Source organism: Blastomonas sp. AAP25 (assembly GCF_001295965.1).
Classification (GTDB): Bacteria; Pseudomonadota; Alphaproteobacteria; order Sphingomonadales; family Sphingomonadaceae; genus Blastomonas; species Blastomonas fulva.
In genome coordinates this window covers 79,902-102,098 of sequence record NZ_LJHP01000001.1, presented here as the reverse complement: position 1 = coordinate 102,098, position 22,197 = coordinate 79,902, and the positions used below count along the sequence as shown (strand labels likewise).

The window sequence follows — 22,197 nt, the reverse complement described above, 5'->3', positions numbered from 1 at the left end:
GGGCGAGCGCAAGTCTGCCGCACGCTGCTTGCCTGCGTCCATTCTCGAAGTGCATTAAATTGTATCATGTTTTGCCCTAACACACTGGACGCAAGCGGCTGCCGTCACTAGGACGAGCCCGCTTTGCGCGTCGCTGACGGCGCGTCCATCTCGCAAAAGGTATGGTTTTGTGGCCAATGTTACGGTGATCGGCGCCCAATGGGGCGATGAGGGCAAGGGCAAGATTGTCGACTGGCTGGCGGAGCGCGCCGATGCGGTGATCCGCTTTCAGGGCGGACACAATGCCGGACACACCCTGGTCATCGGCGAGAAGGTGTTCAAATTGTCGCTGCTGCCTTCGGGCATCGTGCGCGGGACGTTCAGCGTTATCGGCAACGGCGTGGTACTCGATCCCTGGGCGCTTCGCGACGAGGTCGCCAAATTGCGCGGGCAGGGGGTGGAAATCACCCCGGACAACCTCGCTGTGGCGGACAATTGCCCGCTGATCCTGCCTTTCCACCGCGATCTCGACGCGCTGCGCGAGGATGCCAGCGGCCAGGGCAAGATCGGCACCACCCGCCGCGGCATCGGCCCGGCCTATGAGGACAAGGTCGGCAGGCGCGCCATTCGCGTGTGCGATCTGGCGCATCTCGATGCGCTCGATCCGCAGCTTGACCGGCTGTGCGCACACCATGATGCGCTGCGGGCCGGGTTTGGCGAGCCGCCCATCGATCGTGCAGCCTTGCTGGCCGAACTCGCCGAGATCGCGCCGTTCGTGCTCGAATTCGCGCAGCCAGTGTGGAAGCGCCTCGGCGAAATTCGCCGTGCCGGTGCCCGCATGCTGTTCGAGGGCGCGCAGGGCGTGCTGCTCGACGTCGACCACGGCACCTATCCGTTTGTCACTTCGTCGAACACCGTCACCGGCACCGCATCGGGCGGCAGCGGTCTGGGCCCACAGGCCAGCGGTTTCGTGCTGGGAATCGTCAAGGCCTACACCACCCGCGTCGGATCGGGGCCGTTCCCGACCGAACTGCAGGACGAGGTTGGCCAGCGGCTGGGCGAGCGCGGGCATGAGTTCGGCACCGTGACCGGGCGTCAGCGGCGCTGCGGCTGGTTCGATGCGACCCTGGTGCGGCAGGCATGCGCGGTCGCTGGCGTCACCGGTATCGCGCTGACCAAGCTCGACGTGCTCGACGGCTTTGCCAAGCTCAAGATCTGCACCGGCTACCGGCTGAACGGCAAGGTGCTCGATTATTTCCCCGCGCATGCCGGCGATCAGGCTGCGGTCCAGCCGATCTACGAGGAGATGGACGGGTGGCACGAATCGACCGCGGGCGCGCGCAGCTGGGTTGACCTGCCCGCGCAGGCCATCAAGTATATCAAGCGCGTCGAAGAGCTGATCCAGTGCCCCGTAGCGCTGGTATCGACCTCGCCCGAGCGCGAAGACACGATCCTGGTGCGCGATCCCTTCGCGGACTGACGGGTCGCTTGATGGGGGGTTTTCATGTCCGAAGACGGGCGTTCGCCCTTTGGTGACGGCGCGGCTCCGGCTGCGGGAGACCCGATTGTCGCGGTCGACAGTCCTGCGACGGGCCGGCTGCTGCAGGCCGCAGGACGCCCGGCTGCCCTGATCGCGCCTGCGGGCAGCCCCCTTGCGGCGAGCGCCCGCATCCATGCCTTCGACTGGCGGCGGGCCGTGCCCGGCACTGAGGCCCTGGCTTTTGTGGCATCGGATGCGGGGCTGCTGTGTCTAGTCAGTCTGGAGACCATCGATGCGGTCGATGTCCTGCTGCAGGGTCGCACCGCGGCCTGCGTCTTCGGCGATGCACCCTCGCTGATCGCCATCGCTGTGTCCGATCTGACCGGAATACTGAACGCAAACGGCGCGTTTGATCCCGACCGCGACGAACGCGCGCGGCTGCAGGCGTTGGCGATGGAACTCGCGAGGCTGGCCGAACAGCTCGGCCATATCACCTCCGGCGATGACGATGCGCCGGACGGACTCGCCGAGCGAAACCTGTCGTATCAGGCCGAAGCACCGACCGACCGCGCACCCGCCATTCCGCCCGATCCGCAGCGGATTCGCCACCTGATCAGCATTCGCCGCCTGCGCGACCGGTTCTTCCGCCCCGATCTGTTTGCCGATCCCGCCTGGGACATCCTGCTCGATCTGGCGGCATCGCGCCTTGAGCGCCGCTCCGTGTCCGTCTCGAGCCTGTGCATCGCAGCGGCCGTCCCGCCGACCACCGCGCTGCGCTGGATCCGGCTGATGACCGATCAGCAATTGCTCGAGCGCCGCGCCGATCCCGACGATGCCCGGCGGATGTTCGTGGACTTGTCCGATGCGGCATTCGACCAATTGTGCGGGTGGTTTGCGCTGGTGGATGCGCGCGGCGGGCTGGGCGGTTGACCCCCGCCTGGGGGCGCGGTGGCGCAATGGCTTGTTAGTAGGGCCGCTTGCGCCTAATTTGGCGGCATGACCAGCCAGTTCACCGAACTGAACGACCGCGCGCGCGATGTTTTCCGCATCGTTGTGGAAAGCTATCTCGATACCGGGATACCCGTCGGCTCGCGCACGATTTCCAAGTCCTCCACCGTCAACCTCTCTCCCGCCTCGATCCGCAACGTGATGCAGGATCTTGAGGAACTGGGCCTGCTCGCCGCGCCGCACACCAGCGCGGGGCGGATGCCGACCGAGCAGGGGCTGCGATTGTTCGTTGATGGCATGATGCAGGTAGCAGAGCCGTCGTTCGAGGAGCGCGCCGCGATCGAAAAGCAGCTCGACAATGCAGGGCCCATAGAGGCCGCGCTGGCGGCGACGACGCAGGCGCTTTCGGGGCTGTCGGCTTGCGCCGGCATCGTGATGGTGCCGCGGCGCGAGCCTGTGCTGCGCCAGATGAGCTTCGTGCGGCTGTCGGATACTCAGGTGCTGGCCGTGCTGGTGGGCAACGATGGCAGCATCGAAAACCGCGTGCTGGAGATGAGCCGGCGCGTCACCGAGAGCATGCTGGTGCAAGCGGGCAATTTCATTACCGCCCGGCTTTCCGGTCGCAGCCTGTCGCAGGCGCTGCTCGCGCTCGAAGCGGAAATCAACAGCGAGCGGGACGCGCTCGATCAGGCGAGTTCCGACCTTGTCCGCCGAGGGCTTGCGTTGTGGTCGCGTGACGGCGCCGACCGCCCGGTGCTGATCGTGCGCGGCCAGGCCAATCTGCTCGACAACGATGCGGTGGCGGATCTGGAGCGGGTGAGGCGGCTGCTCGATGAACTTGAAGCGATGCAGGACATTGCCCATCTTCTCGACAGCGCGCGGGAGGCGGCATCGGCCCGCATCTTCATCGGCGCTGAAAACAAATTGTTTTCGCTTTCCGGATCATCCGTGATAGCGGCGCCCTACCGCGATGGCGAGGGGCGCGTAGTCGGCGTGGTCGGTGTCATCGGCCCCACCCGCCTCAATTATGCGCGTATTGTCCCGATGGTGGACTTTACCGCGCAGAGCCTAACCAGATTGATGAAATGAACGGGACAGACGTGATTCAGGACGAAACAGTGACGCAGGAAGACCCCAGCAACAACGCCGACACCAGCCGGTCGCTCGATCAGGAAGCGGCTGCCGAGCTTGAAGGCGTGCCCGACAGCCTGAAGGAACAGGGCGACGATCACGCCGCGTTGGAAGAGCGCATCGCCGCGCTCGAAGCGCAGCTGGCCGAAGCCAGGCAGGACGTGCTGTATGCGCGCGCCGACACCCAGAATGTCCGTCGCCGCCTCGAAAAGGATGCACAGGATGCCCGCGCTTATGCTGCGACCGGCTTTGCCCGCGATATCCTCTCCGTCTCAGACAATCTGGCGCGCGCGCTGCAACTGATCCCCGAGGATCTGCGCGAGGACGAGAAGTGGAAGGGGCTGGTCGTGGGTCTGGAAGCCACCGGCCGCGAGCTCGACAACGTGTTCTCCAAGCACAGCATTTCGCGCATCGCCGCTATCGGCCTTCCGCTCGACCCCAACCAGCATCAGGCAATGATCGAGATCCCGAACGCGGATGCCGAGCCCGGCACCGTGGTGCAGGAACTGCAGGCCGGATACATGATCAAGGACCGCCTGCTGCGCCCGGCGCTGGTCGCGGTCGCCAAGAAGCCCGACTAGGTTCTTCCGTCATTCCCGCGAATGCGGGAATCACGCTCATGCGCTGGATTGGAGCATAAGCGGCCCCCCCCCCGGGTCTGAGGGGGTGACAGCATATGTTGGCTAACTCTCAGACCGGAAACGGCAATATCTGTCGATAGGTGTTCAGCGGCGGTGCCCCCGGTACCCCGCTGCCCTGCCGGATCAGGAAGGCGTGGCGGACGAGTTCCGCCTGCTGCTCCAGGCCATATTTGGCAAAGGGCTGTCCCGGCTTGATCGCATAGTCGTAGCGGCAGAACGGATGGCGCTTGAGCGGCAGGAAGATACCCTGCTGATATTGCCACACATGCACCATCTCGTGGATGAACAGCCCTTGGCGCGAGAGGCTGGCGCAGCTGAAATCATCGCAATAGGCGCTGCCGCCAGGGTGGAAATGGATATGCCCCATCGGCGCCATGATTGTCCTGCGCGGTTGGAAGAAAATCCATTTCTTGAGCCGGATGCGCACCTTGCCATAGGCGATGGTGTCGCCGAACACCGATCGGGCCAGCGCGACCTCCGCAGCTTCCAGTGGCCGGTCGATGGGCTCACGCCCCATTAGTGGGCCATGCCGCCTGCAGCTTCGCCGCCCGGCTTGATCGCACGGATCGCGGCATCGGCGACGATCTTTTCACCTGTGGAAAAAGAAAACACGAACTCGGCGCTGCCCTTCTTCTGCGCACCGGGGTCGACGCCCCACACCATCACGTGCTTGCCGCCGGGTTCGAACTCCACCTTGCCGCGGGTCGGCACCGGGGCCGATGCGAGCGGGCGCATCATCGACATGCCGTTCTCCTCGACCGTCTCGTGCATCTCCAGCCGCAGGATCGAGGGCGAGGAGATAGAGCGCAGAACCGTGTCCTTGGGCCCTCCGCGGACCGTGAAGTACAGCACCGAGGGGCTGTCCTTGACCGGCGAGAGCTGGACATAGGCTTTCTCGACCAGCAATTGGGCGGGCGGCTGACAACCTGCCAGCAGCGCCAGGGTCAGGCCTGCAACGACCAGATTGAGGGTGCGGATCATATCGCGGCGGTCCTCCAGAGCAATTGTGCCGAATTCGGCCAGCACGGCCTTGAGCGTGATGTAGATACTGCCACGCCTTGTGCCAAGCGAAAGCAACCCTATATCCGCCGACGGGGACGGAATCGGAGGATGCTTGGGGGCATGCCGCCGATACGTAATCTTTCATCTGCATATCGAAAGTCACGTGGGAAAAGCACTATGGCAAAAGTAATTGGTATCGACCTTGGAACCACCAACAGCTGTGTGTCCGTCATGGACGGCGACAAGCCCAAGGTAATCGAAAATTCGGAAGGCGCGCGCACCACGCCGTCGATCGTCGCGTTCACCAAGGATGGTGAGCGGCTGGTCGGCCAGCCGGCCAAGCGCCAGGCGGTGACCAACCCGGAAAACACCGTGTTCGCGGTCAAGCGTCTGATCGGCCGTCGTTTCGACGATCCGCTGACCAAGAAGGACATGGAACTGGTGCCGTACTCGATCACTAAGGGCGCCAATGGCGACGCCTGGGTGAGCGCGGGCGGCAAGGACTATTCGCCTTCTGAAATCAGCGCCTTCACGCTGCAGAAGATGAAGGAAACCGCTGAGAGTTATCTGGGCGAGACCGTCACTCAGGCCGTGATCACGGTTCCTGCATACTTCAACGACGCCCAGCGTCAGGCGACCAAGGATGCAGGCCGCATCGCTGGCCTTGAAGTGCTACGCATCATCAACGAGCCGACTGCGGCGGCGCTGGCTTATGGTCTCGACAAGAACGACGGCAAGACCATTGCGGTTTATGACCTTGGCGGCGGCACCTTCGACATTTCGGTGCTCGAAATCGGCGACGGCGTGTTCGAGGTGAAGGCCACCAACGGCGACACCTTCCTGGGCGGTGAAGATTTCGACTCCAAGCTCGTCGAGTTCCTGGCCGAAGACTTCAAGAAGGCCGAAGGCATCGATCTTACCAAGGACAAGCTTGCTCTGCAGCGTCTGAAGGAAGCTTCGGAAAAGGCGAAGATCGAGCTTTCCTCGGCGCAGACCACCGAGATCAACCTGCCTTTCATCACCGCCGACCAGAACGGCCCCAAGCACCTGGTCAAGATGATCAGCCGCTCGGATCTCGAAAAGCTGGTCGCCGATCTGATCAAGCGGACGCTCGACCCGTGCAAGAAGGCGCTCGAAGATGCCGGCCTCAAGGCTTCGGACATCGATGACGTCGTTCTCGTCGGCGGCATGACCCGCATGCCGCGCGTGCGCGAAGTGGTGAAGGAATTCTTCGGCAAGGAACCGCACACCGGCGTCAATCCCGATGAAGTCGTTGCCATGGGTGCTGCCATTCAGGCAGGCGTGCTGCAGGGCGACGTCAAGGATGTGCTGCTGCTCGACGTGACTCCGCTGTCGCTGGGTATCGAAACGCTCGGCGGCGTGTTCACCCGCATGATCGACCGCAACACCACGATCCCGACCAAGAAGTCGCAGACCTATTCGACCGCTGACGACAATCAGCAGGCCGTGACGATCCGCGTCTTCCAGGGCGAGCGTGAAATGGCGGCAGACAACAAGCTGCTGGGCCAGTTCGACCTGGTCGGCATCCCGCCCGCACCGCGCGGCGTGCCGCAGATCGAGGTCACCTTCGACATCGACGCCAACGGCATCGTCAACGTCTCGGCCAAGGACAAGGGCACCGGCAAGGAGCAGGTGATCCGCATCCAGGCATCGGGCGGCCTCAGCGACGCGGACATCGACCAGATGGTCAAGGATGCCGAACGCTTCGCCGAGGAAGACAAGAAGCGCCGTGAGGCGGCCGAGGCGAAGAACAACGCCGAAAGCCTGCTGCACAGCACCGAAAAGCAGCTCGAGGAACATGGCGACAAGGTCGATGCCACGGTCAAGGGCGAGATCGAAACCGCGATCGCCGAGCTCAAGACCGCGATCGAGGGCAACGAGCCCGATGCCATGAAGACCAAGACCGAGGCGCTGGCCCAGGCAGCGATGAAGCTGGGCCAGGCGATCTACGAGAAGGAACAGGCTGCGGCAGCCTCTCCGGCGGCCGACGCGGCTCCGGCTGAGGACAATGTCGTCGACGCCGAGTTCTCGGAAGTTGACGGCGACGCGAAAAACTGATTGCCGGATTGATGACCGACAGTCCGGCCGGGCGGGATGATCGTGCAGGGTGGCTGATGCCACTGTGACGGTTGTCCCGCCCGGTCGCTGCATGAAGAATCGCGACCGATGACTATGGCCACTACCACCGATTATTATGAGCTGCTCGGCGTCACGCGCACCGCAGACGATGGCACGCTCAAATCCGCCTATCGCAAGCTGGCGATGCAATGGCACCCGGACCGCAACCCCGGCGATGCCAAGGCGGAAGCTCACTTCAAGGCGATCAGCCAGGCCTATGACTGCCTGAAGGACCCGCAGAAGCGCGCCGCCTATGACCGTTACGGCCACGAGGCCTATGAAAACGGCATGTCTGGCGGCGGCGGCCGCGGAGGGCCCGAGGGCTTTTCCGACCTGGGCGATATCTTCGACACCATCTTTGGCGGCGGCTTCGGCGGAGCGGGTGGCAGGCGTGGCCCTGCACGCGGCGCCGATCTGCGCTACGACATGGAGATCTCGCTGGAGGAGGCCTATCACGGCAAGACAAGCGAAATCTCGATCGATGTCGCGGCGACCTGCGATACCTGCGAAGGGTCGGGCGCCGAGCCCGGCACCAAGGTGCGCACCTGCAACCTGTGCGGCGGCAGCGGCAAGATGCGCGCGCAGCAGGGTTTCTTCGTGGTCGAGCGCACCTGCCCCAATTGCCATGGCACAGGCCAGGTGATCGAGAACCCGTGCCGCGCGTGCCGCGGCGAGGGCAGGGTGGACAAGACCCAGACGCTGTCGGTGGATATCCCGCCGGGCGTCGACAACGGCACCCGCATTCGGCTGACCGGCAAGGGTGAGGCAGGACCCAAGGGCTCGCCTCCGGGCGATCTCTACATCTTCATCCATGTCTCGCGCCACCGCATCTTCGAACGCGACGGGACCACGTTGGTCACCCGCGCCCCGATCAGCATCACCACCGCAGCTTTGGGCGGCGAGATCGAGATCCCCGGGCTCGACGGCAAGCGCCATCGCATCCCCATCCCGGCTGGAATCCAGTCGGGCAAGCAGCTGCGTCAGCGCGGCGCGGGCATGCCCGTGCTGCAGGGACGTGGCACCGGCGACATGGTCATCCAGATCGACGTCGAGACGCCTACGCGGCTGTCTGCGCGGCAGAAGGAACTGCTGCGCGAATTCCAGGCAACCGAAACCGGCCAGGAAAGCCCGGAAAGCACGGGCTTCTTCGCGCGGCTGAAGGAAATGTGGGACGGTATCGGCGAGTAAGCGCTCGCCGGTGGCCTCATTCTGGCGGGGTCAGCGCGGGCACGTTCCTGGCCGCATCCTCAGGTGAAATTCCCGGCGGCGGGGCGGCGGCGATCGTCTCCTGCCGCCGCATCACCCGGCCGGCGCGCTTGATCGCGGCGCGCACGCGCGGATAGGTGCCGCAGCGGCACAGGTTGCGGATGGCGCCATCGATCTCGGCGTCGGTCGGATCGCTGTTCTTGCGGAGCAGCACGCTGGCCGCAATGATCATCCCCGGCGTACAGAACCCGCATTGCACCGCCTGTTCGGCGACGAACGCCTGTTGCACCGGATGGCTGCGGTCGCGGCTCAGCGCCTCGATCGTGGTGACATAGCGCCCCTCGACCTCTGCGATGCTGACCAGGCACGAGCGGATCGCCTCGCCATCGACCACCACCATGCACGCACCGCAATCGCCATTGCCGCAGCCGTATTTCGTCCCGGTAAGGTTGGACGCATCGCGCAGCGCCCACAACAGAGGCGTTGCAGGATCGAGCCGGTATTGTACCGGGCGGTCGTTGACGGTGAACTTGGTCATGGTATCAGCGCATAACCGGGCGGGACGGCTGTGTCATCCGTCCCGCCGCGGCCTGCGTGTCAATCGCGCCAGCTGGGATCGATCTTGTCGACCTTGCGCACCATGGCGGCAAAATCGGGCACGCCCGCGCCCATCGGCAATTGCACCTGGCTGAGATCGCGCTGGTGGACATCGATCACGTCCTGCGACACCAGGATCGGCTTGCCCATCGACATCGTCGCCAGCTGGATCTCGCAGGCGCGCTGCAGCGCCCAATAGGTGATGAATGCCTCGGGCAGGGTGCGGCCCATCACGACCGGGCCATGGTTCCTGAGCATTAGGATGCGCTTGCCGATGACCGCCTCGACCAGCCGGTCGCCTTCTTCGGCGCGGACGGTGACGCCCTCGAAATCATGATAGGCGATGTTGCCGATGAAGTTGCAGGCATAGAAATTGGTCGGCTGCAATCCGCCTTCGGTCGAACACACCGCCATTGTCGCGGTGGTATGCGTGTGGATGATGCAGTGCATCTCGGGAATGCGCTTGTGGAACACGCTGTGCTGGGTGAAGCCGGCCTTGTTGACGGGGTAGGGCGATCCGTCGAGCTTTTCGCCTTCCGAATTGATCTTGACGAGGTTGGAGGCACACACCTCGCTGAAGTGCAGGCCATAAGGGTTGATCAGGAACGCGTCTTCCTCGCCCGGCACCTTGAGCGTGATGTGGTTGTAGATCATCTCGGACCAGCCCATCATGTCGAACACGCGGTAGCACGACGCGAGCAGCTTGCGGGCTTCGTGCTCTTCGGTGGACATCTGGGGGCTGGTCTTCAAGGCGGTGGCCATCGCGCTCTCCTGTCACTATCTTTGGTGGCTATGTGCAACCTGTATCGCATGACAAGCAACGCCGATGCAATCCGGCAGTTGTTCGGCGCTCATGTCGGCTCGATCGAGCTGACAGCCACCAACCTGCCCGCATTCGATGCCATCTATCCCGATTACGAGGCGCCGGTGATCATTGCCCGACCCGCAGGCGCGGCGCTGGGGATGATGCGCTGGGGTTGGCCGCCGTTCGGCGAGGTCAAGCGTCCGATTACCAACGTGCGCAATCTGCAGTCGCCGATGTGGCGCAGCGCGCTTGGCAATTCGCGGCGCCGCTGCCTCGTCCCCGTTACCGCCTTTTGCGAATATGGCGCGCAGCCCGACCCAGAGACGAAACGCAAGCGGCAGCACTGGTTCGCGCTGCGATCTGGCGATCCGTTCGCCTTTGCCGGCATCTGGCGTCCGACCGAGGACGGCGCGCGCTATGCGTTCCTGACCTGCGAGCCCAACCCGATGGTGGGCGCGGTGCATCCCAAGGCCATGCCGGTGATGCTGACGGGGGACGCGCTGCAAATCTGGCTGCGCGCCGATTGGGAAGACGCGCGCGGACTTGTGCAGCCCTTTGACGAGGCGCTGATGCACGAGCTCGCGCCGGAAGCTTCACCCGATGCAGCCATGCCACAACCCGGGCTGTTCGGCGGATAATCGGCGAAATCCCTTGAAAACCCCGTCATGCACTGGTAACGGCCTGCTCGTGACCGACAGCCCGGTGGCTGGCGTGCCCTTGACTATTGGCCTTTACCGTATGGCTTGAGCATCCGTTTTCCGCGCCCCAAGGCGTGGCGCGAGCGGATTTGCTGGCCGAAAAAGAATATGGAGCTGACGTAAGTTTATGCAGATTCTCGTACGCGATAACAATGTTGACCAGGCGCTGCGGGCGCTCAAGAAGAAGCTGCAGCGCGAAGGCGTGTATCGCGAAATGAAGCTGCGTCGTCATTACGAGAAGCCCTCGGAAAAGCGCGCTCGCGAAAAGGCCGCCGCTGTGCGTCGCGCCCGCAAGCTTGAGCGCAAGCGCATGGAACGTGACGGCGCCAAGTAAGACCGTTATAGCATCACGAAATTGGCGGAGCGGGGGGACCGATTCGCCGCATAAGCCCCTGGATGTGTTTCCAAGCCCTTGAAAGGACTGGAAAATCACCAGGGGTTCGTGGTTCGATAACCGGAGGCTGCCATGTCCGTAACGCGCGTTCCTATCCCGCCGCTTGAAAAAGGCTCGCTCACCAAATTGTGGTTGGGTGTTGCAGTTGCCGTGCTGATCGCCGGTGGAACCGCCTGGGCAGGCCTGCAGGGCATTCCGCAGTCGGCGTCCGGGTTCCTCGCCAGCAACGCTGACGAACCTGGCGTGGTGACCACCGAAAGCGGTCTTCAGATCAAGGAAATCACCAAGGGTACCGGTCCTTCGCCGACCGACGCCGATGTGACCCTGATCAACTACGAAGGCACGCTGATGGACGGCAAGGCCTTTGATGCCAACCAGCGCGTTCCGATGCCGGTGGCAGGATCGATTCCCGGTTTCTCCGAAGCTCTGAAGCGGATGCAGCGTGGCGGCAAGTACCGCCTGTGGATCCCGCCCGAACTCGGCTATGGCGCCGAAGAAAAGGCCAACCCGCAAACGGGTGAGGTCGTCATTCCGGCCAACAGCCTGCTGATCTTCGACGTCGAGCTGGTAGAGTTCATCCCCGAGGTCCAGCTTCGCGCGATGCAGCAGCAGCTTCAGGGCCAGGCCGGACCCGGTGGCCCGCCGCCGGGGGCAGGCGGACCGCCGCAGGGCGTTCCGGGAATGCCGGGCAACTGATACGCAAACAAAAAGGCCGGTGAATTCACCGGCCTTTTTTGTTTCCCGCATCCTGCAGCAGTGCAGCCGTGGATTAGCAGCCTTCGGGCTTCACGACCTCGAACGCCGCGACCATATCGCGGAAGAATTGCGGCACCGGCACCGGCGTACGGGTCGCGAACTCCAGATGCACGTAGCTGATCGTCACGACCGTGAGCAGCTCCTCGCCGCGGAAGATTGCGCACTGGCTGGTCAGGCTGCTGTTGCCAATGCGGACCATGCGCACTGCCAGATCGATCATGTCGTCGGCAACTGCGCTGGCGCGGAAATCGACCGCGGCATGGCGGACCATCATGTCATGGTCGGGGCCGAACAGGTTGAACCCGCCGCCGCCATCCATGCCACTGGCGATGCGCAGCGTGCGGAAATATTCGGTGATCCCGACATCGGCGAACATCAGATAGTTGGCGTTGAAGACGATGTTTTGCAGATCGACCTCATGATAGTGCACGCGCTTGGACGCAATGGAGCGGAATATGGCGCGGGTGGGCGCGTCAGTCATAAATTCGATCCCCTGTGATCTGTGCTTCGCCCCGCGAACTGGCGCAAAAAAAGGGGGGCGTAAAGCCCCCCCAATATCCCTGTTTTCAACCGCTTGCGTTTCTATCGCCGCAAGGGCTGTGACCAAGCCCGGTCAACTGTAAGATGTATCAGAACTTGAAGCGAACAAGGCCGCCGAAAGTGCGCGGTGCGTTGGGATAGCCCGACACGGTGCCGGCCTGTGCAACGCCCGGGAAGACCGTCAGAATGAACTGCTGGTCCAGCAGGTTGCGGGCAAAAGCACCGACTTCGATACCGTTGTTGAGCTGCAAGGTCATCGAGCCATTGACCAGATTGACTTCGCGGCGGAACTGGTTGGCGTTGAAGCCTGCGATCCCGTCGAGAATATTGACGTTGCTTTCGTGGCTGTAATCCAGGCGGCTGATCAGCCTGGTGCCGCTGTCGCCGAACTCGTGGGTGTGCGTGACCGAAGTCCGGAGGCTCCATTCCGGAATACCGCCAGGACGCCGACCGGACAGATCTCCCAGCGGACCAGTGCTGAAATCGTCATACTTGGCGTCGAGATAGGTCGCAGCAAACGTGAACACCAGCGCTTCAGACGGCTGGACCGTGGTGTCGAGCTCGAAGCCCTTGACCGACTGCTGGCCTGCATTCGCCAGACCGAAGCCAAGCCCAGTGAACAGGAAGCTCTGGAAGCCCTGGATCGTCTGATCGAACAGCGCGAGGTTGACACCAAACCCGTCCCACTGCGCCTTCATGCCGATTTCATAGACCTCGGCTTCTTCCGGCCCGGCAAAGCGGGTTCCGGTCGACAGGTTCGGCGTGTTCAGACCGGCATTGGTGAGCGGCGATGATGGCGCAGCAAAGGACGACCCGCGTCCTGCAGGGCCAGGGCCAGGAATGAAGTCGGTCGACAGCGGACGGCTATCGCGCGACAGGTTCACCGAGCTCGCCTTGAAGCCGGTGGCGTAGCTGGCATAGACGTTGATCTCGTCCGAGATCTGATAGGCGGCCCGCAACAGGTACGTGAATTTGTCATCACGGGTACGGCCATCTTCGACCACGTTCGGTACATCGGGCGACTGCGTCTGGAACTGCAGCACACCGAGCGGGAGCAGGGTGTTGATCGCAGGGTTGGTCGCCGCAGCGAGCAGTGCCTGCTGGTTGGCAGCCGGCAGTGCCTGGAACTGCTGACGGGTGCGCACCGCCCCGCCGGTCGCGCCGGTGATGAAGGCATCGACAAAGTTGATGCTCGCCAGCGGATCCAGGGCATCAAAGTTGATCCCGAAGTTCTTCTTGTCGTCGGTATAGTTGAAACCGGCGGTGAACACGAGGCCATCGACAGGCTCGAAATCGACCGTGCCGAAAATCGACCACGACTTGTTATCGAGCGCAAAACGTTCCTGTGTCAGGAAATTGCCACCGAGGATGCTGTTGCGCGGCAGACCCAAACCTGCCTCGACGTTGTTCAGCACAGCATTGCCGATAGCAACGCGCTGGGCCGGGGTCGCGCCGGGCGGAACCAGCGCAGCGGGCGCGGCCTGGAACGCGGCGAAGTTGCGGAAGTCGCGGCCAATCGTCAGATTGCTGTCCTGCGTGATGTTTTCGTCGAAATAATAACCGCCCAGCAGGAAGTTGATCGGACCGTCGAAATCGCTCGCGATGCGCAGTTCCTGCGTGAATGTGGACACGGCCTGATCACGGGTCTCGGCGGTGATGTCAGCGCTGGTAAAGTCGACATCCTGCGTGAAGGCGTTGGTCAACTCACGATAGGCGGTGATCGAGGTCAGGCTGAACGCGCCAAGCGACCAGTCGACCTGACCGGAGAAGCCGTAGTTCTCGTTGCGGTTGAACGGCACAGCATTGACGAAATTGTCGAAGCTGAAGAAGTCGGTGGGGAACCGGCCGCCGATTCCGCCGACCGCACCGGCCGTGATCGGGCCGACGATGACGTTGCTGGTCTGGCAGCAGCTTTCATCGATCTTCGAATAGTCCGCAATCAGGCGAATCTTGATGTCGGAGGTGGGTTCGATCAGCAGGTTGCCGCGGACCGACCAGCGGTCGCGGTTGTTGATGTCGGCGTTGTTGAGGTTGACGATCCGGCCGAAGCCGTCGCGCTTCTGGTATGTGCCGTCGAGCGAGAAAGCGATGTTTTCGGTAATCGGCCCGGTCACTTCACCGCGAAGGTTGATCGCGTTGAAATTGCCGTAGCTCGCTTCGACCTGTCCGCCGAATTCGTACTGCGGCTCCTTGGTCACGATCGAGATCACGCCGGCGCTGGCGTTCTTGCCGAACAGCGTCGATTGCGGGCCGCTCAGCACTTCGACGCGGCTGATGAGGTTGAGGTCGGAAATCGCCGAAGCCGAACGCGAACGGAACACGCCGTCGATGAACACGCCGACCGAAGGCTCGATACCGAAATTGTTGTCGCCATTACCGAAGCCGCGGATGATAAAGGTGGTGGCCGACGAGGTCTGGAGCTGGCTGACGCGCAGCGAAGGCACCACGGTCTGCAGGTCAAGCACGTCGCGGATCTGAGCGCGCTCGATCGTCTCGCCGCTGGTCACCGATACCGAGATCGGCACTTCCTGCAGCGTCTGTTCGCGCTTGGATGCTGTCACGATGATGACGCTGCTGTCGACTTCCGCATCTTCCTGCGCCACGTCCTGTGCAAGCGCGGCGCCCGGCATGGCCAGGGTCCCGATGGCGGCGCCCGAAAGCAGAATCGACTTGATACGGGTGTGGGTGATTTTCATGGGTGGTTCTCCCCTAAGGTGACTGACAAAACGGCCCGATTGGTCCGGGCTCCGTTCGGCTTTGGATCGTCCTTATGACTGGTGCGCACGAGCCACAATCGAAAAGCGTGGGAAATGAACGCGATTCCAGCGGTCGCGTGATAAAAATGCAACGAAAAGCGGCTATGCTGCAGCGGCAGTTGCGCTTATGGCAATTGTGCGCTGCAGCATTCCGTTAACGTCAAGCTTATTGCGTCAATTCGGGGCCAGTCAGTCCAGGCTGGCACAGGCCGTTTTGAGCCAGGCGAGTGCGTCGCCCTGAAGCTGCGGGCCGACGATTTCCAGCACGCGGGCATGGTAATCGTCGATCCACGCGCGCTCGTTGGTGCTGAGCAGGCCAGGCTCGATCGCGTTGCGGTCGATCGGCGCGAAGGTCAGCGTCTCGAAGCCCAGCATGGGCTGTTCTGCGCCGTCGATATCCACCTCCTCGACCAGCACCAGATTTTCGATGCGGATGCCGAATTCGCCCGCCTTGTAATAACCCGGCTCGTTGGAGCAGATCATGCCGGGGCGCAAAGGTTCGCCCTGGCCGCCAAAGGCCGCTATGCGTTGCGGTCCTTCGTGCACCGAAAGGAAGCTGCCCACGCCATGGCCGGTGCCATGCGCGTAATCGACCCCGTCCGCCCACAGATACTGCCGCGCCAGGGCGTCGAGTTGGCCGCCGCTGGTGCCGTGCGGAAAGCGGATCGTGGCAAGCGCGATATGGCCCTTGAGCACCTGGGTGAAGCGACGCTTCATCTCTGCTGTCGGGGTGCCGATGGCGATGGTGCGGGTGATATCGGTGGTGCCGTCGAGATACTGGCCGCCAGAATCGACGAGGTACAGGCTGTCCATGACGATCGGCAGGTTGGTTTCCTCGCTGACCCGGTAATGGCAGATCGCGCCGTTGGACGATGCCCCCGAGATCGTGTCGAACGAGGTGTCGACCAGCTTGCCGGTTTGCTCGCGGAACGACAGCAGCTTTGCAGCCGCCGAAAGCTCGGTTTCGCCGCCTGCGGGCCCTGCGATCGATAGCCAGTGCAGGAAGTTGCTCACGGCGGCTCCATCGCGCGCCTGCGCGGCACGCTGCCCGGCAATCTCGGTGTCGTTCTTCATCGCGCGCGGCAGCACGCTGGGGTCGCGCCGTGCGGCGATTTTGGCGCCGGCGCTTTCGAGGCGCGAGAAGATCGCCGCGACCGCTCGCTCGGGATCGACCGCCACGGTCTTGCCGCCCAGCGCATCGAGCCCGGCCTCGAACGCGTCATAAGAATGCAGCGCCACCTGGTTGCCCAGATGCGCGCGCAGCGCGTCGCTGACCTTTTCCGGTGCAACATACAGATCGGCAGCGCCGTCCTGATGGACTACGCCATAGGACAATGTGACCGGCGTGTGGCTGATGTCGCCGCCGCGCACATTGAACACCCAGGCAACCGAATCGAGCGCGGTGATGACCGCGGCATCCAGCCCCCGTTCGCTCAGCCAGCGCGCGATGTCCGCACGCTTGTCGGCGGATTCGCGGCCCGCATAGGCAATGGGGTGCGGGTTCATGCTCGCGGTGGGGCGTTCGGGCTGGTCGTGCCAGACGGCGTCCACCGGATTGTTCTCGACCGCGACGAGCTCGGCGCCGCGCTTGCCGATCTGTGCGCGCACCTGCTTCACCCAGTCGCGGGTATGCAGCCACGCATCATAGCCGATCCTGCCGCCTTCGGGGACGTTCTGACCCAGCCAGTCGGCGACCGATTGCTGCGCGGTGCCGACATAGTCGTACAACCGTCCGTCGACCTGATCGCGGACCTGGATGGTATAGCGTCCGTCGACGAAGATTGCCGCGCGATCGGCCAGCACCACGACTGTCCCCGCCGATCCGCCGAAGCCGGTCAGCCATTCCAGCCGCTGGGCATAGCCGCCGATATATTCGCTCATGTGCTCGTCGCAGATCGGCACGACAAACCCGTGCAATCCCTGACGCTTCAGTTCTTCGCGCAGCTCCGCCAGGCGGGCTTCATGGGTGGACATCAGCATTGGCTTGCAGCAACTCCTTGCAAAAGCGGTTGGCCAGCAAGATAGAGATGAACTGCGTCCAGCGCCAGTCTGTCCCGGACCGAGGTGCAACAGGAAGGTGGTCTGCCATGTCGCTTCGCCTGCGAATTTCACCTGTCTTGCTCTGCGCTGCCATCGGCGCGGTCGAGGGGTTTGCAATCCCCTTGTCTTCTGCCGCTCATGCCAATGAAAGGGCATCCATGTCTCAACCCACCCAGCCGCCGATCGCCGAGCAGCGGCCCTACAGCTTCGAACGCCATGGCGTGACCATCCAGGACCCGTGGCACTGGCTAAAGGACGAGGGCTATCCCAAGGTCGACGATGCCGATGTGATTGCCTATCTGAACGCTGAGAACGGCTGGTTCGAAGCGCAGATGAAGCCGCTCGAGCCTTTGGTCGAAACGCTGTTCCAGGAGATGAAGGGCCGGATCAAGGAGGATGACTCCTCGGTTCCGCAGAAGGACGGCGACTGGCTGTACTGGGTCGAATACGACAAGGGCGCGCAGTACAAGAAATGGTATCGCAAGCCGGTGGCGGGCGGCGACAAGGTGCTGCTGCTCGACGAAACCGAACTGGCTAAGGATGCCGAGTATTTTCGCCTCGGCGCGTTCTCGGTCAGCCCTGATGGTCGGCTGCTGGCCTATGCGATCGACGATGACGGCTCCGAACGGTTCGAGGCGCGGATCAAGGATCTGACAACCGGCAAGGACCTTCCCGACATCATCCCCGGCACGCTGTCGTCGCTGATCTGGCGGGCGGATTCGGGAGCGCTGCTCTATGGCCTCGCCAACGAGAACTGGCGGACCGACAATGCCCGGCTGCACCTGCTGGGGACCCCAACCGAGAGCGATGTAGAGCTCTACAAGGAAGCCGATGAGGGCTTTCGCGTCGATATCGGCATGACCTCGTCGGAGAAGTACATCGTCATCGCCACCGGCGACAACGAGACCAGCGAGGTGCGGCTGGTGCCCGCGGCCGATCCGCAGGCAGAGCCGATCCTGATCCGTCCGCGCCAGAAGGGTGTCGAATATGCGGTGGAGGAGCGTGACGGCACGCTGTTCATCCACACCAATGACGGCCACATCAATTTCCGCCTCGCCACCGCGCGGATCGAGGCGCCCGGCGCGTGGACCACGCTGATCGAAGGATCGGACGAATTCTACATGACCGACATGACCGCCTTCAAGGACTTCTATGTCATCGAAGGGCGGCGCAACGGGCTCGATCAGATCGAGATCCGCGATTATGCCGACCCGTCGAAGACTGCGCCGATCACATTTCCCGAGGCGAGCTATGCCGCCTCGCTCGGCGACAATCCCGAATGGGACATGAAGGTGCTGCGGCTCGCCTATGAATCGATGGTCACGCCCGACACGGTGTATGACTATGATGTCGCCACCGGGAAGCTGACGGTGCTCAAGGTGCAGGAAGTGCCTTCGGGCTACAACGCCGCCGACTACAAGACCGAACGGGTCATGATCGCCGCGCGCGACGGCACTCAGGTCCCGGTGTCGATCATCACCCGCAAGGACTTCAAGCAGGACGGCACCGCGCCGCTGCACCTCTATGCCTATGGCGCCTATGGCTACGCGATCCCGCCGAGCTTCTCGGTCACCCGGTTGAGCATGGTGGATCGCGGATTTGCCTACGCCATCGCGCACATCCGCGGCGGCGACGATCTGGGGCGCCAGTGGTATCTGGACGGCAAGCTGACCAAGCGTACCAACACGTTCAACGACTTTGTCGATGTCGCCAAGGGCCTGATCGAGCGCGACTATACTGCAAAGGGCAAGGTCACCGCCAGCGGTGGCTCCGCCGGGGGCGAACTGATGGGGGCGATTGTCAATTCGGACCCTGAACTCTGGGGCGCGGTGGTGGCGCATGTGCCGTTCGTCGACGTGCTCAACACCATGCTCGACGAGACCTTGCCGCTGACTCCGGGCGAATGGCCGGAATGGGGCAACCCGATCACCGACAAGGTCGCGTTCGATCTGCTGCGCTCGTACAGCCCCTATGACAATGTCGGCGCGCATGCCTATCCGCCGATGCTGGTGACCGCAGGTCTCAACGATCCGCGCGTGACCTATTGGGAGCCGGCCAAATGGGTCGCCAAGCTGCGTGTCACCAAGACAGACGATAATGTGTTGCTGCTTAAGACCAACATGGGCGCTGGCCATGGCGGCAAGTCCGGGCGGTTCGATTCGCTCAAGGAAACCGCCGAGGAATTCGCCTTCCTGCTCTGGCAGATGGGGATGGCGGGGAAGTAACCGGCGCAGCGCTCTGGCCGGCCGTGCAGGGGATCATCCCCTGCACGGCCCCAGCTGTTCGAGCACGAAGTTGTAGTCGCGCCGCGCCAGATCATTGTCGGCAGGCGTATCGGACACCAGCGCGCGGGAAGGGACCTGCGCGGGCAGCGAGCAGGCGAGACGGTACCACAGCAGCGTGCCCTTGCGCGGCGGCGCGGCGGCCTCATCGACGATTTCGGTCAGCGATACCGCCCAACGCGCGGCAAGGCCGGGACGGCGCAGCACCGTGATCGACACCGGGTCACCGGTCGACGTCGCCAGGAAAATCTGGGTTTCGCCTTCTCCCTGCAGATTGCCGCGCACGTGCAAAGCCTCGCGGATGCCACGAATGGCCGGTGGCGCGCCGGGCGCGACCAGTTCGGTGACGATCGTGCGCACCTGCTGATCGGCAGCGGGAGTCCAGGGGACCTGCGCGTCCTTTGCGACGAGCTGCACCTCGCCCGGGCGGGTGCCGGGCCTTGCGAAAAGCAGGAACTGCGCCTTTTTGAGCTTGGGCACCTTTCCGCGCGCGTCACGCGGAATATCCACCAGGTAGCGAATCGATTCGGAAACGCCCGCTTTTCCGCGAATGAGATTCATTACCTGCGCCTCCACAAACAGCCTTGCCATGCTGACGGGAACGTCCGGCGCCCTTGCGGCTTCCACCAAGGTGGCCTTCTTGACCTGCACCTTCAGCACGACCGGCGCGGTGTCGGCGAGGCGAGCCAGCGCAACATAGTCCAGCGCGGGGGGCGCCTGAAAACCTTGCGCATGCAAGGGAATTGCCGGGGAAACCGCGGTTGCAAGCGCTGTTGCGACCGCAAGGCAGGTCAGGGCGCGGGGCATCGATCAATCTCCTGGCGTGGATGGGGGAAGGGACGGCTTTCGCGGCTCAAAGGTTAATTCAAACTGAATCCATTTAAGCGATTGCCTGCTGATAAGTTGCGCGTTAAATCCCCTTTCGGGCAAGAGAAAAACAAACCAGAGGCTGAAAAGCGGTGGAACAGCGGGGCGGCCAGATCGGTTGCAATCCGCAATTCATGCGTTTCAAGCACCAGCCGCGGTCATCGGCTGGTTTGTCCGGGCGTCGCGTATTGAATGATAGGCGCTACCCGGGGGACAGGTTTAATAAGGGTAAGGAGCGTCGTTTCTGAATGGCCTATGCTGATCAACAGGCAAGCGGAAACAAGATAGTTTCCCTCGTTGTCGTGGCGCTGATTCACATCGTTGTGATCTACGCCCTGGTGACGGGACTTGCATATAGCGCGGTCAAATCGGTCGCGGAAAAGCTTAACGTCGTCGACGTTGAAGAAGAGGTGATCGAGCCTGAAGAGCCGCCACCACCGCCGCCGGACCAGCCGATTACGCCGCCGCCAGTGGTAACCCCACCGCCGATCGTGCGTACTCCGCCGACTTCGGCGCCGACCATAACCACCACCAACACACCGCCGCCGATCTTCAATCCGACGCCGATTGTTGCTCCGCCGCCTGCACCGCCGGCTCCGCCGCCGGCGCCTTCGAAGGCTTCGGGTGCGTCACCTCGTGGTAACCCGGGCAGCTGGGCTACGCCGAACGACTATCCGGCACGGGCACTGCGTGAAGAGCGTGCAGGGACCACCCGGTTCCGCGTTTCGATCGGCCCCGATGGACGTGTCACGGATTGCCAGATCACCGGTTCAAGCGGCCATGCCGATCTTGACGAGGCGACCTGCAAGAATGTCACTCGCAGGGCGCGCTTCAAGCCCGCTCTCGACGCGGCAGGCAATGCGATTTCGGACACCTATTCGAACGCGGTTCGCTGGGAAATCCCGAAGTAATCTTTGGACTGGATGCCGCTGTGGCGGATTGGGTTTTGGTTTTTAGACGCACCGGTTTTGTAACGGCGCTCTATACATTTTCTGAGAGGAAGTTTTGATGTTGATTGAAATGCTTGCTGCGGCTGGAGCCGAGGCGCCGAAAAACGCTTTCGGTTTTATGGAAGCACTCGAACAGGGCGGTGTCATCGCTTATGCGACCGTCGGCATTCTGGGTATCATGTCGTTCGGTTCGTTCTTCATCCTGTTCACCAAGCTGTTCGAACAGCAGAAGGTCCTATCGCAGGGCCAGAAAGTCCGTGACACGTTCTGGCGTGCCGGCAGCATCAAGGAAGGTGCCGCCAAGCTCGAGAAGAACACGGCGTATCGCCAGATCGTCGACGACGGCATCAAGGCTCAGGAAGAGCATGCCAAGCTGACCGATCCCGTCGAAGCCCATGACTGGCTGCATGGGTCGCTGGGTCGCTCGGAAGCAGCGATCAACGCCAAGCTCGCAGGCGGCCTGCCGTTCCTGGCAACCGTGGGTGCGACCTCGCCGTTCATCGGTCTGTTCGGTACCGTTATCGGTATCTACCGCGCACTGATCAAGATCGGCATCTCGGGTTCGGCATCGATCGACCAGGTTGCAGGTCCGGTTGGTGAAGCACTGATCATGACCGCACTGGGTCTGGGCGTTGCGGTTCCCGCCGTGCTTGCCTACAACTGGCTGCAGGCTCGCAACAAGCAGATCGCAGCGCAGCTCAGCGCCTTCTCGACCGACGTGCTCGGCTACATGGCATCGAATGGCGCAGTGATCCCCGCAGCACCTGGCAAGCAGGTTCCTGCTGGCAAGCCTGCTGCTCCGGTCGCTGCTGCACCGATCAAGAAGTAAGAGACGTTCATCACGCCGGCGGCAGGCCTTAACAGGGCTTCCGCCGGCTGATGGTGTCGGCACCCAAGGCGGGTCTTCATGGCTGCACTGGGCTTTCCGATGCCGACATGCTCAAGACTGCTGCGCGATAGCGCAAAACCAATCCGCGGCCACATGG

The 22,197-nt window shown here is 63.0% G+C and carries 20 protein-coding genes; 12 read left to right on the top strand and 8 right to left on the bottom strand.

Annotated features, from left to right (window positions below):
• The first annotated feature begins 169 nt into the window (after window positions 1-169).
• From IP68_RS00495 to grpE, 4 genes are all read left to right on the top strand, one after another.
• Window positions 170-1,459, top strand: coding sequence for an adenylosuccinate synthase (locus tag IP68_RS00495; protein ID WP_054133000.1), 1,290 nt, complete (start codon window positions 170-172; stop codon window positions 1,457-1,459).
• A gap of 24 nt (window positions 1,460-1,483) precedes the next feature.
• Window positions 1,484-2,389 carry a MarR family winged helix-turn-helix transcriptional regulator gene (locus IP68_RS00490; protein ID WP_054132999.1) on the top strand — a complete coding sequence of 302 codons (906 nt, stop codon included), beginning with the start codon at window positions 1,484-1,486 and terminating at the stop codon, window positions 2,387-2,389.
• A 66-nt stretch (window positions 2,390-2,455) separates the two neighbouring features.
• Window positions 2,456-3,496 carry a heat-inducible transcriptional repressor HrcA gene (hrcA, locus tag IP68_RS00485; protein WP_054132998.1) on the top strand — a complete coding sequence of 347 codons (1,041 nt, stop codon included), beginning with the start codon at window positions 2,456-2,458 and terminating at the stop codon, window positions 3,494-3,496.
• Entirely contained in the window at window positions 3,493-4,119 is a 627-nt protein-coding gene (gene grpE, locus IP68_RS00480; RefSeq protein ID WP_082382026.1) for a nucleotide exchange factor GrpE, read from the top strand. The genes hrcA and grpE overlap by 4 nt, the downstream gene beginning before the upstream one ends.
• Before the next feature lie 109 nt (window positions 4,120-4,228).
• Here the strand turns inward: grpE and IP68_RS00475 are convergent, their stop codons facing one another.
• Together IP68_RS00475 and IP68_RS00470 are read right to left on the bottom strand one after the other, a co-directional pair.
• Window positions 4,229-4,696, bottom strand: a complete 468-nt coding sequence (locus tag IP68_RS00475) for a hypothetical protein (RefSeq protein WP_054132997.1) — start codon at window positions 4,694-4,696, stop codon at window positions 4,229-4,231.
• Window positions 4,696-5,160: a copper chaperone PCu(A)C gene (locus IP68_RS00470; RefSeq protein WP_197275680.1), complete on the bottom strand. Its 465-nt coding sequence runs from the start codon at window positions 5,158-5,160 to the stop codon at window positions 4,696-4,698. Before IP68_RS00470 ends, IP68_RS00475 begins: the two co-directional genes overlap by 1 nt.
• Window positions 5,161-5,358: 198 nt before the next feature.
• Here IP68_RS00470 and dnaK point away from each other — a divergent pair, with 198 nt between their 5' ends.
• Together dnaK and dnaJ are read left to right on the top strand one after the other, a co-directional pair.
• Complete coding sequence (dnaK, locus tag IP68_RS00465) at window positions 5,359-7,260, top strand: molecular chaperone DnaK (protein WP_054132995.1); 1,902 nt, start codon at window positions 5,359-5,361, stop codon at window positions 7,258-7,260.
• A gap of 114 nt (window positions 7,261-7,374) precedes the next feature.
• Window positions 7,375-8,508 (top strand): molecular chaperone DnaJ, encoded by a 1,134-nt coding sequence (gene dnaJ / locus IP68_RS00460; protein WP_054132994.1) that lies wholly within the window; start codon window positions 7,375-7,377, stop codon window positions 8,506-8,508.
• 16 nt (window positions 8,509-8,524) lie between these two features.
• Here dnaJ and IP68_RS00455 read toward each other — a convergent pair whose 3' ends face one another.
• Both IP68_RS00455 and IP68_RS00450 read right to left on the bottom strand, forming a co-directional pair.
• Window positions 8,525-9,064 carry a (2Fe-2S)-binding protein gene (locus tag IP68_RS00455; protein WP_054132993.1) on the bottom strand — a complete coding sequence of 180 codons (540 nt, stop codon included), beginning with the start codon at window positions 9,062-9,064 and terminating at the stop codon, window positions 8,525-8,527.
• Window positions 9,065-9,123: 59 nt separating this feature from the next.
• Window positions 9,124-9,885 carry a class II aldolase/adducin family protein gene (locus IP68_RS00450; RefSeq protein ID WP_054132992.1) on the bottom strand — a complete coding sequence of 254 codons (762 nt, stop codon included), beginning with the start codon at window positions 9,883-9,885 and terminating at the stop codon, window positions 9,124-9,126.
• A 30-nt stretch (window positions 9,886-9,915) separates the two neighbouring features.
• Here IP68_RS00450 and IP68_RS00445 point away from each other — a divergent pair, with 30 nt between their 5' ends.
• From IP68_RS00445 to IP68_RS00435, 3 genes are all read left to right on the top strand, one after another.
• Entirely contained in the window at window positions 9,916-10,566 is a 651-nt protein-coding gene (locus IP68_RS00445) for an SOS response-associated peptidase (RefSeq protein WP_054132991.1), read from the top strand.
• Window positions 10,567-10,753: 187 nt separating this feature from the next.
• The gene (gene rpsU / locus IP68_RS00440) at window positions 10,754-10,960 is read left to right on the top strand and encodes a 30S ribosomal protein S21 (RefSeq protein ID WP_007688176.1); all 207 of its coding nucleotides are present in this window, start codon (window positions 10,754-10,756) and stop codon (window positions 10,958-10,960) included.
• Window positions 10,961-11,092: 132 nt separating this feature from the next.
• Window positions 11,093-11,716: an FKBP-type peptidyl-prolyl cis-trans isomerase gene (locus tag IP68_RS00435; protein ID WP_054132990.1), complete on the top strand. Its 624-nt coding sequence runs from the start codon at window positions 11,093-11,095 to the stop codon at window positions 11,714-11,716.
• Window positions 11,717-11,789: 73 nt separating this feature from the next.
• Here IP68_RS00435 and IP68_RS00430 read toward each other — a convergent pair whose 3' ends face one another.
• The 3 genes from IP68_RS00430 to IP68_RS00420 form a co-directional block, all read right to left on the bottom strand.
• The gene (locus IP68_RS00430; protein ID WP_054132989.1) at window positions 11,790-12,257 is read right to left on the bottom strand and encodes a thioesterase family protein; all 468 of its coding nucleotides are present in this window, start codon (window positions 12,255-12,257) and stop codon (window positions 11,790-11,792) included.
• 148 nt (window positions 12,258-12,405) lie between these two features.
• Window positions 12,406-15,012 carry a TonB-dependent receptor gene (locus IP68_RS00425; RefSeq protein ID WP_054132988.1) on the bottom strand — a complete coding sequence of 869 codons (2,607 nt, stop codon included), beginning with the start codon at window positions 15,010-15,012 and terminating at the stop codon, window positions 12,406-12,408.
• 249 nt (window positions 15,013-15,261) lie between these two features.
• Window positions 15,262-17,046, bottom strand: coding sequence for an aminopeptidase P family protein (locus tag IP68_RS00420; RefSeq protein WP_054133229.1), 1,785 nt, complete (start codon window positions 17,044-17,046; stop codon window positions 15,262-15,264).
• A gap of 224 nt (window positions 17,047-17,270) precedes the next feature.
• Here IP68_RS00420 and IP68_RS00415 point away from each other — a divergent pair, with 224 nt between their 5' ends.
• Window positions 17,271-19,337: a S9 family peptidase gene (locus tag IP68_RS00415; protein WP_054132987.1), complete on the top strand. Its 2,067-nt coding sequence runs from the start codon at window positions 17,271-17,273 to the stop codon at window positions 19,335-19,337.
• Window positions 19,338-19,370: 33 nt separating this feature from the next.
• Here the strand turns inward: IP68_RS00415 and IP68_RS00410 are convergent, their stop codons facing one another.
• Complete coding sequence (locus tag IP68_RS00410; RefSeq protein WP_231683584.1) at window positions 19,371-20,201, bottom strand: hypothetical protein; 831 nt, start codon at window positions 20,199-20,201, stop codon at window positions 19,371-19,373.
• Between the two features lie 308 nt (window positions 20,202-20,509).
• On the opposite strand from IP68_RS00410, the gene IP68_RS00405 reads away from it, so the two are divergent.
• Window positions 20,510-21,172, top strand: a complete 663-nt coding sequence (locus IP68_RS00405) for an energy transducer TonB (protein ID WP_054132986.1) — start codon at window positions 20,510-20,512, stop codon at window positions 21,170-21,172.
• A gap of 97 nt (window positions 21,173-21,269) precedes the next feature.
• A complete protein-coding gene (locus IP68_RS00400; protein ID WP_054132985.1) occupies window positions 21,270-22,040 on the top strand; it encodes a MotA/TolQ/ExbB proton channel family protein in 771 nt (256 codons plus the stop codon).
• The last annotated feature ends 157 nt before the right edge of the window (window positions 22,041-22,197 follow it).

What these genes read in the sequence shown, in the direction of transcription:
- IP68_RS00410 (WP_231683584.1), bottom strand. Translation starts at nt 20,201, where the DNA reads ATGCCCCGCGCCCTGACCTGCCTTGCGGTCGCAACAGCGCTTGCAACC.
- IP68_RS00400 (WP_054132985.1), top strand. Translation starts at nt 21,270, where the DNA reads ATGTTGATTGAAATGCTTGCTGCGGCTGGAGCCGAGGCGCCGAAAAAC.
- IP68_RS00475 (WP_054132997.1), bottom strand. Translation starts at nt 4,696, where the DNA reads ATGGGGCGTGAGCCCATCGACCGGCCACTGGAAGCTGCGGAGGTCGCG.
- IP68_RS00455 (WP_054132993.1), bottom strand. Translation starts at nt 9,064, where the DNA reads ATGACCAAGTTCACCGTCAACGACCGCCCGGTACAATACCGGCTCGAT.
- IP68_RS00420 (WP_054133229.1), bottom strand. Translation starts at nt 17,046, where the DNA reads ATGTCCACCCATGAAGCCCGCCTGGCGGAGCTGCGCGAAGAACTGAAG.
- hrcA (WP_054132998.1), top strand. Translation starts at nt 2,456, where the DNA reads ATGACCAGCCAGTTCACCGAACTGAACGACCGCGCGCGCGATGTTTTC.
- IP68_RS00490 (WP_054132999.1), top strand. Translation starts at nt 1,484, where the DNA reads ATGTCCGAAGACGGGCGTTCGCCCTTTGGTGACGGCGCGGCTCCGGCT.
- IP68_RS00405 (WP_054132986.1), top strand. Translation starts at nt 20,510, where the DNA reads ATGGCCTATGCTGATCAACAGGCAAGCGGAAACAAGATAGTTTCCCTC.
- IP68_RS00470 (WP_197275680.1), bottom strand. Translation starts at nt 5,160, where the DNA reads ATGATCCGCACCCTCAATCTGGTCGTTGCAGGCCTGACCCTGGCGCTG.
- grpE (WP_082382026.1), top strand. Translation starts at nt 3,493, where the DNA reads ATGAACGGGACAGACGTGATTCAGGACGAAACAGTGACGCAGGAAGAC.
- IP68_RS00415 (WP_054132987.1), top strand. Translation starts at nt 17,271, where the DNA reads ATGTCTCAACCCACCCAGCCGCCGATCGCCGAGCAGCGGCCCTACAGC.
- dnaJ (WP_054132994.1), top strand. Translation starts at nt 7,375, where the DNA reads ATGGCCACTACCACCGATTATTATGAGCTGCTCGGCGTCACGCGCACC.
- IP68_RS00430 (WP_054132989.1), bottom strand. Translation starts at nt 12,257, where the DNA reads ATGACTGACGCGCCCACCCGCGCCATATTCCGCTCCATTGCGTCCAAG.
- rpsU (WP_007688176.1), top strand. Translation starts at nt 10,754, where the DNA reads ATGCAGATTCTCGTACGCGATAACAATGTTGACCAGGCGCTGCGGGCG.
- IP68_RS00450 (WP_054132992.1), bottom strand. Translation starts at nt 9,885, where the DNA reads ATGGCCACCGCCTTGAAGACCAGCCCCCAGATGTCCACCGAAGAGCAC.
- IP68_RS00445 (WP_054132991.1), top strand. Translation starts at nt 9,916, where the DNA reads ATGTGCAACCTGTATCGCATGACAAGCAACGCCGATGCAATCCGGCAG.
- dnaK (WP_054132995.1), top strand. Translation starts at nt 5,359, where the DNA reads ATGGCAAAAGTAATTGGTATCGACCTTGGAACCACCAACAGCTGTGTG.
- IP68_RS00435 (WP_054132990.1), top strand. Translation starts at nt 11,093, where the DNA reads ATGTCCGTAACGCGCGTTCCTATCCCGCCGCTTGAAAAAGGCTCGCTC.
- IP68_RS00425 (WP_054132988.1), bottom strand. Translation starts at nt 15,012, where the DNA reads ATGAAAATCACCCACACCCGTATCAAGTCGATTCTGCTTTCGGGCGCC.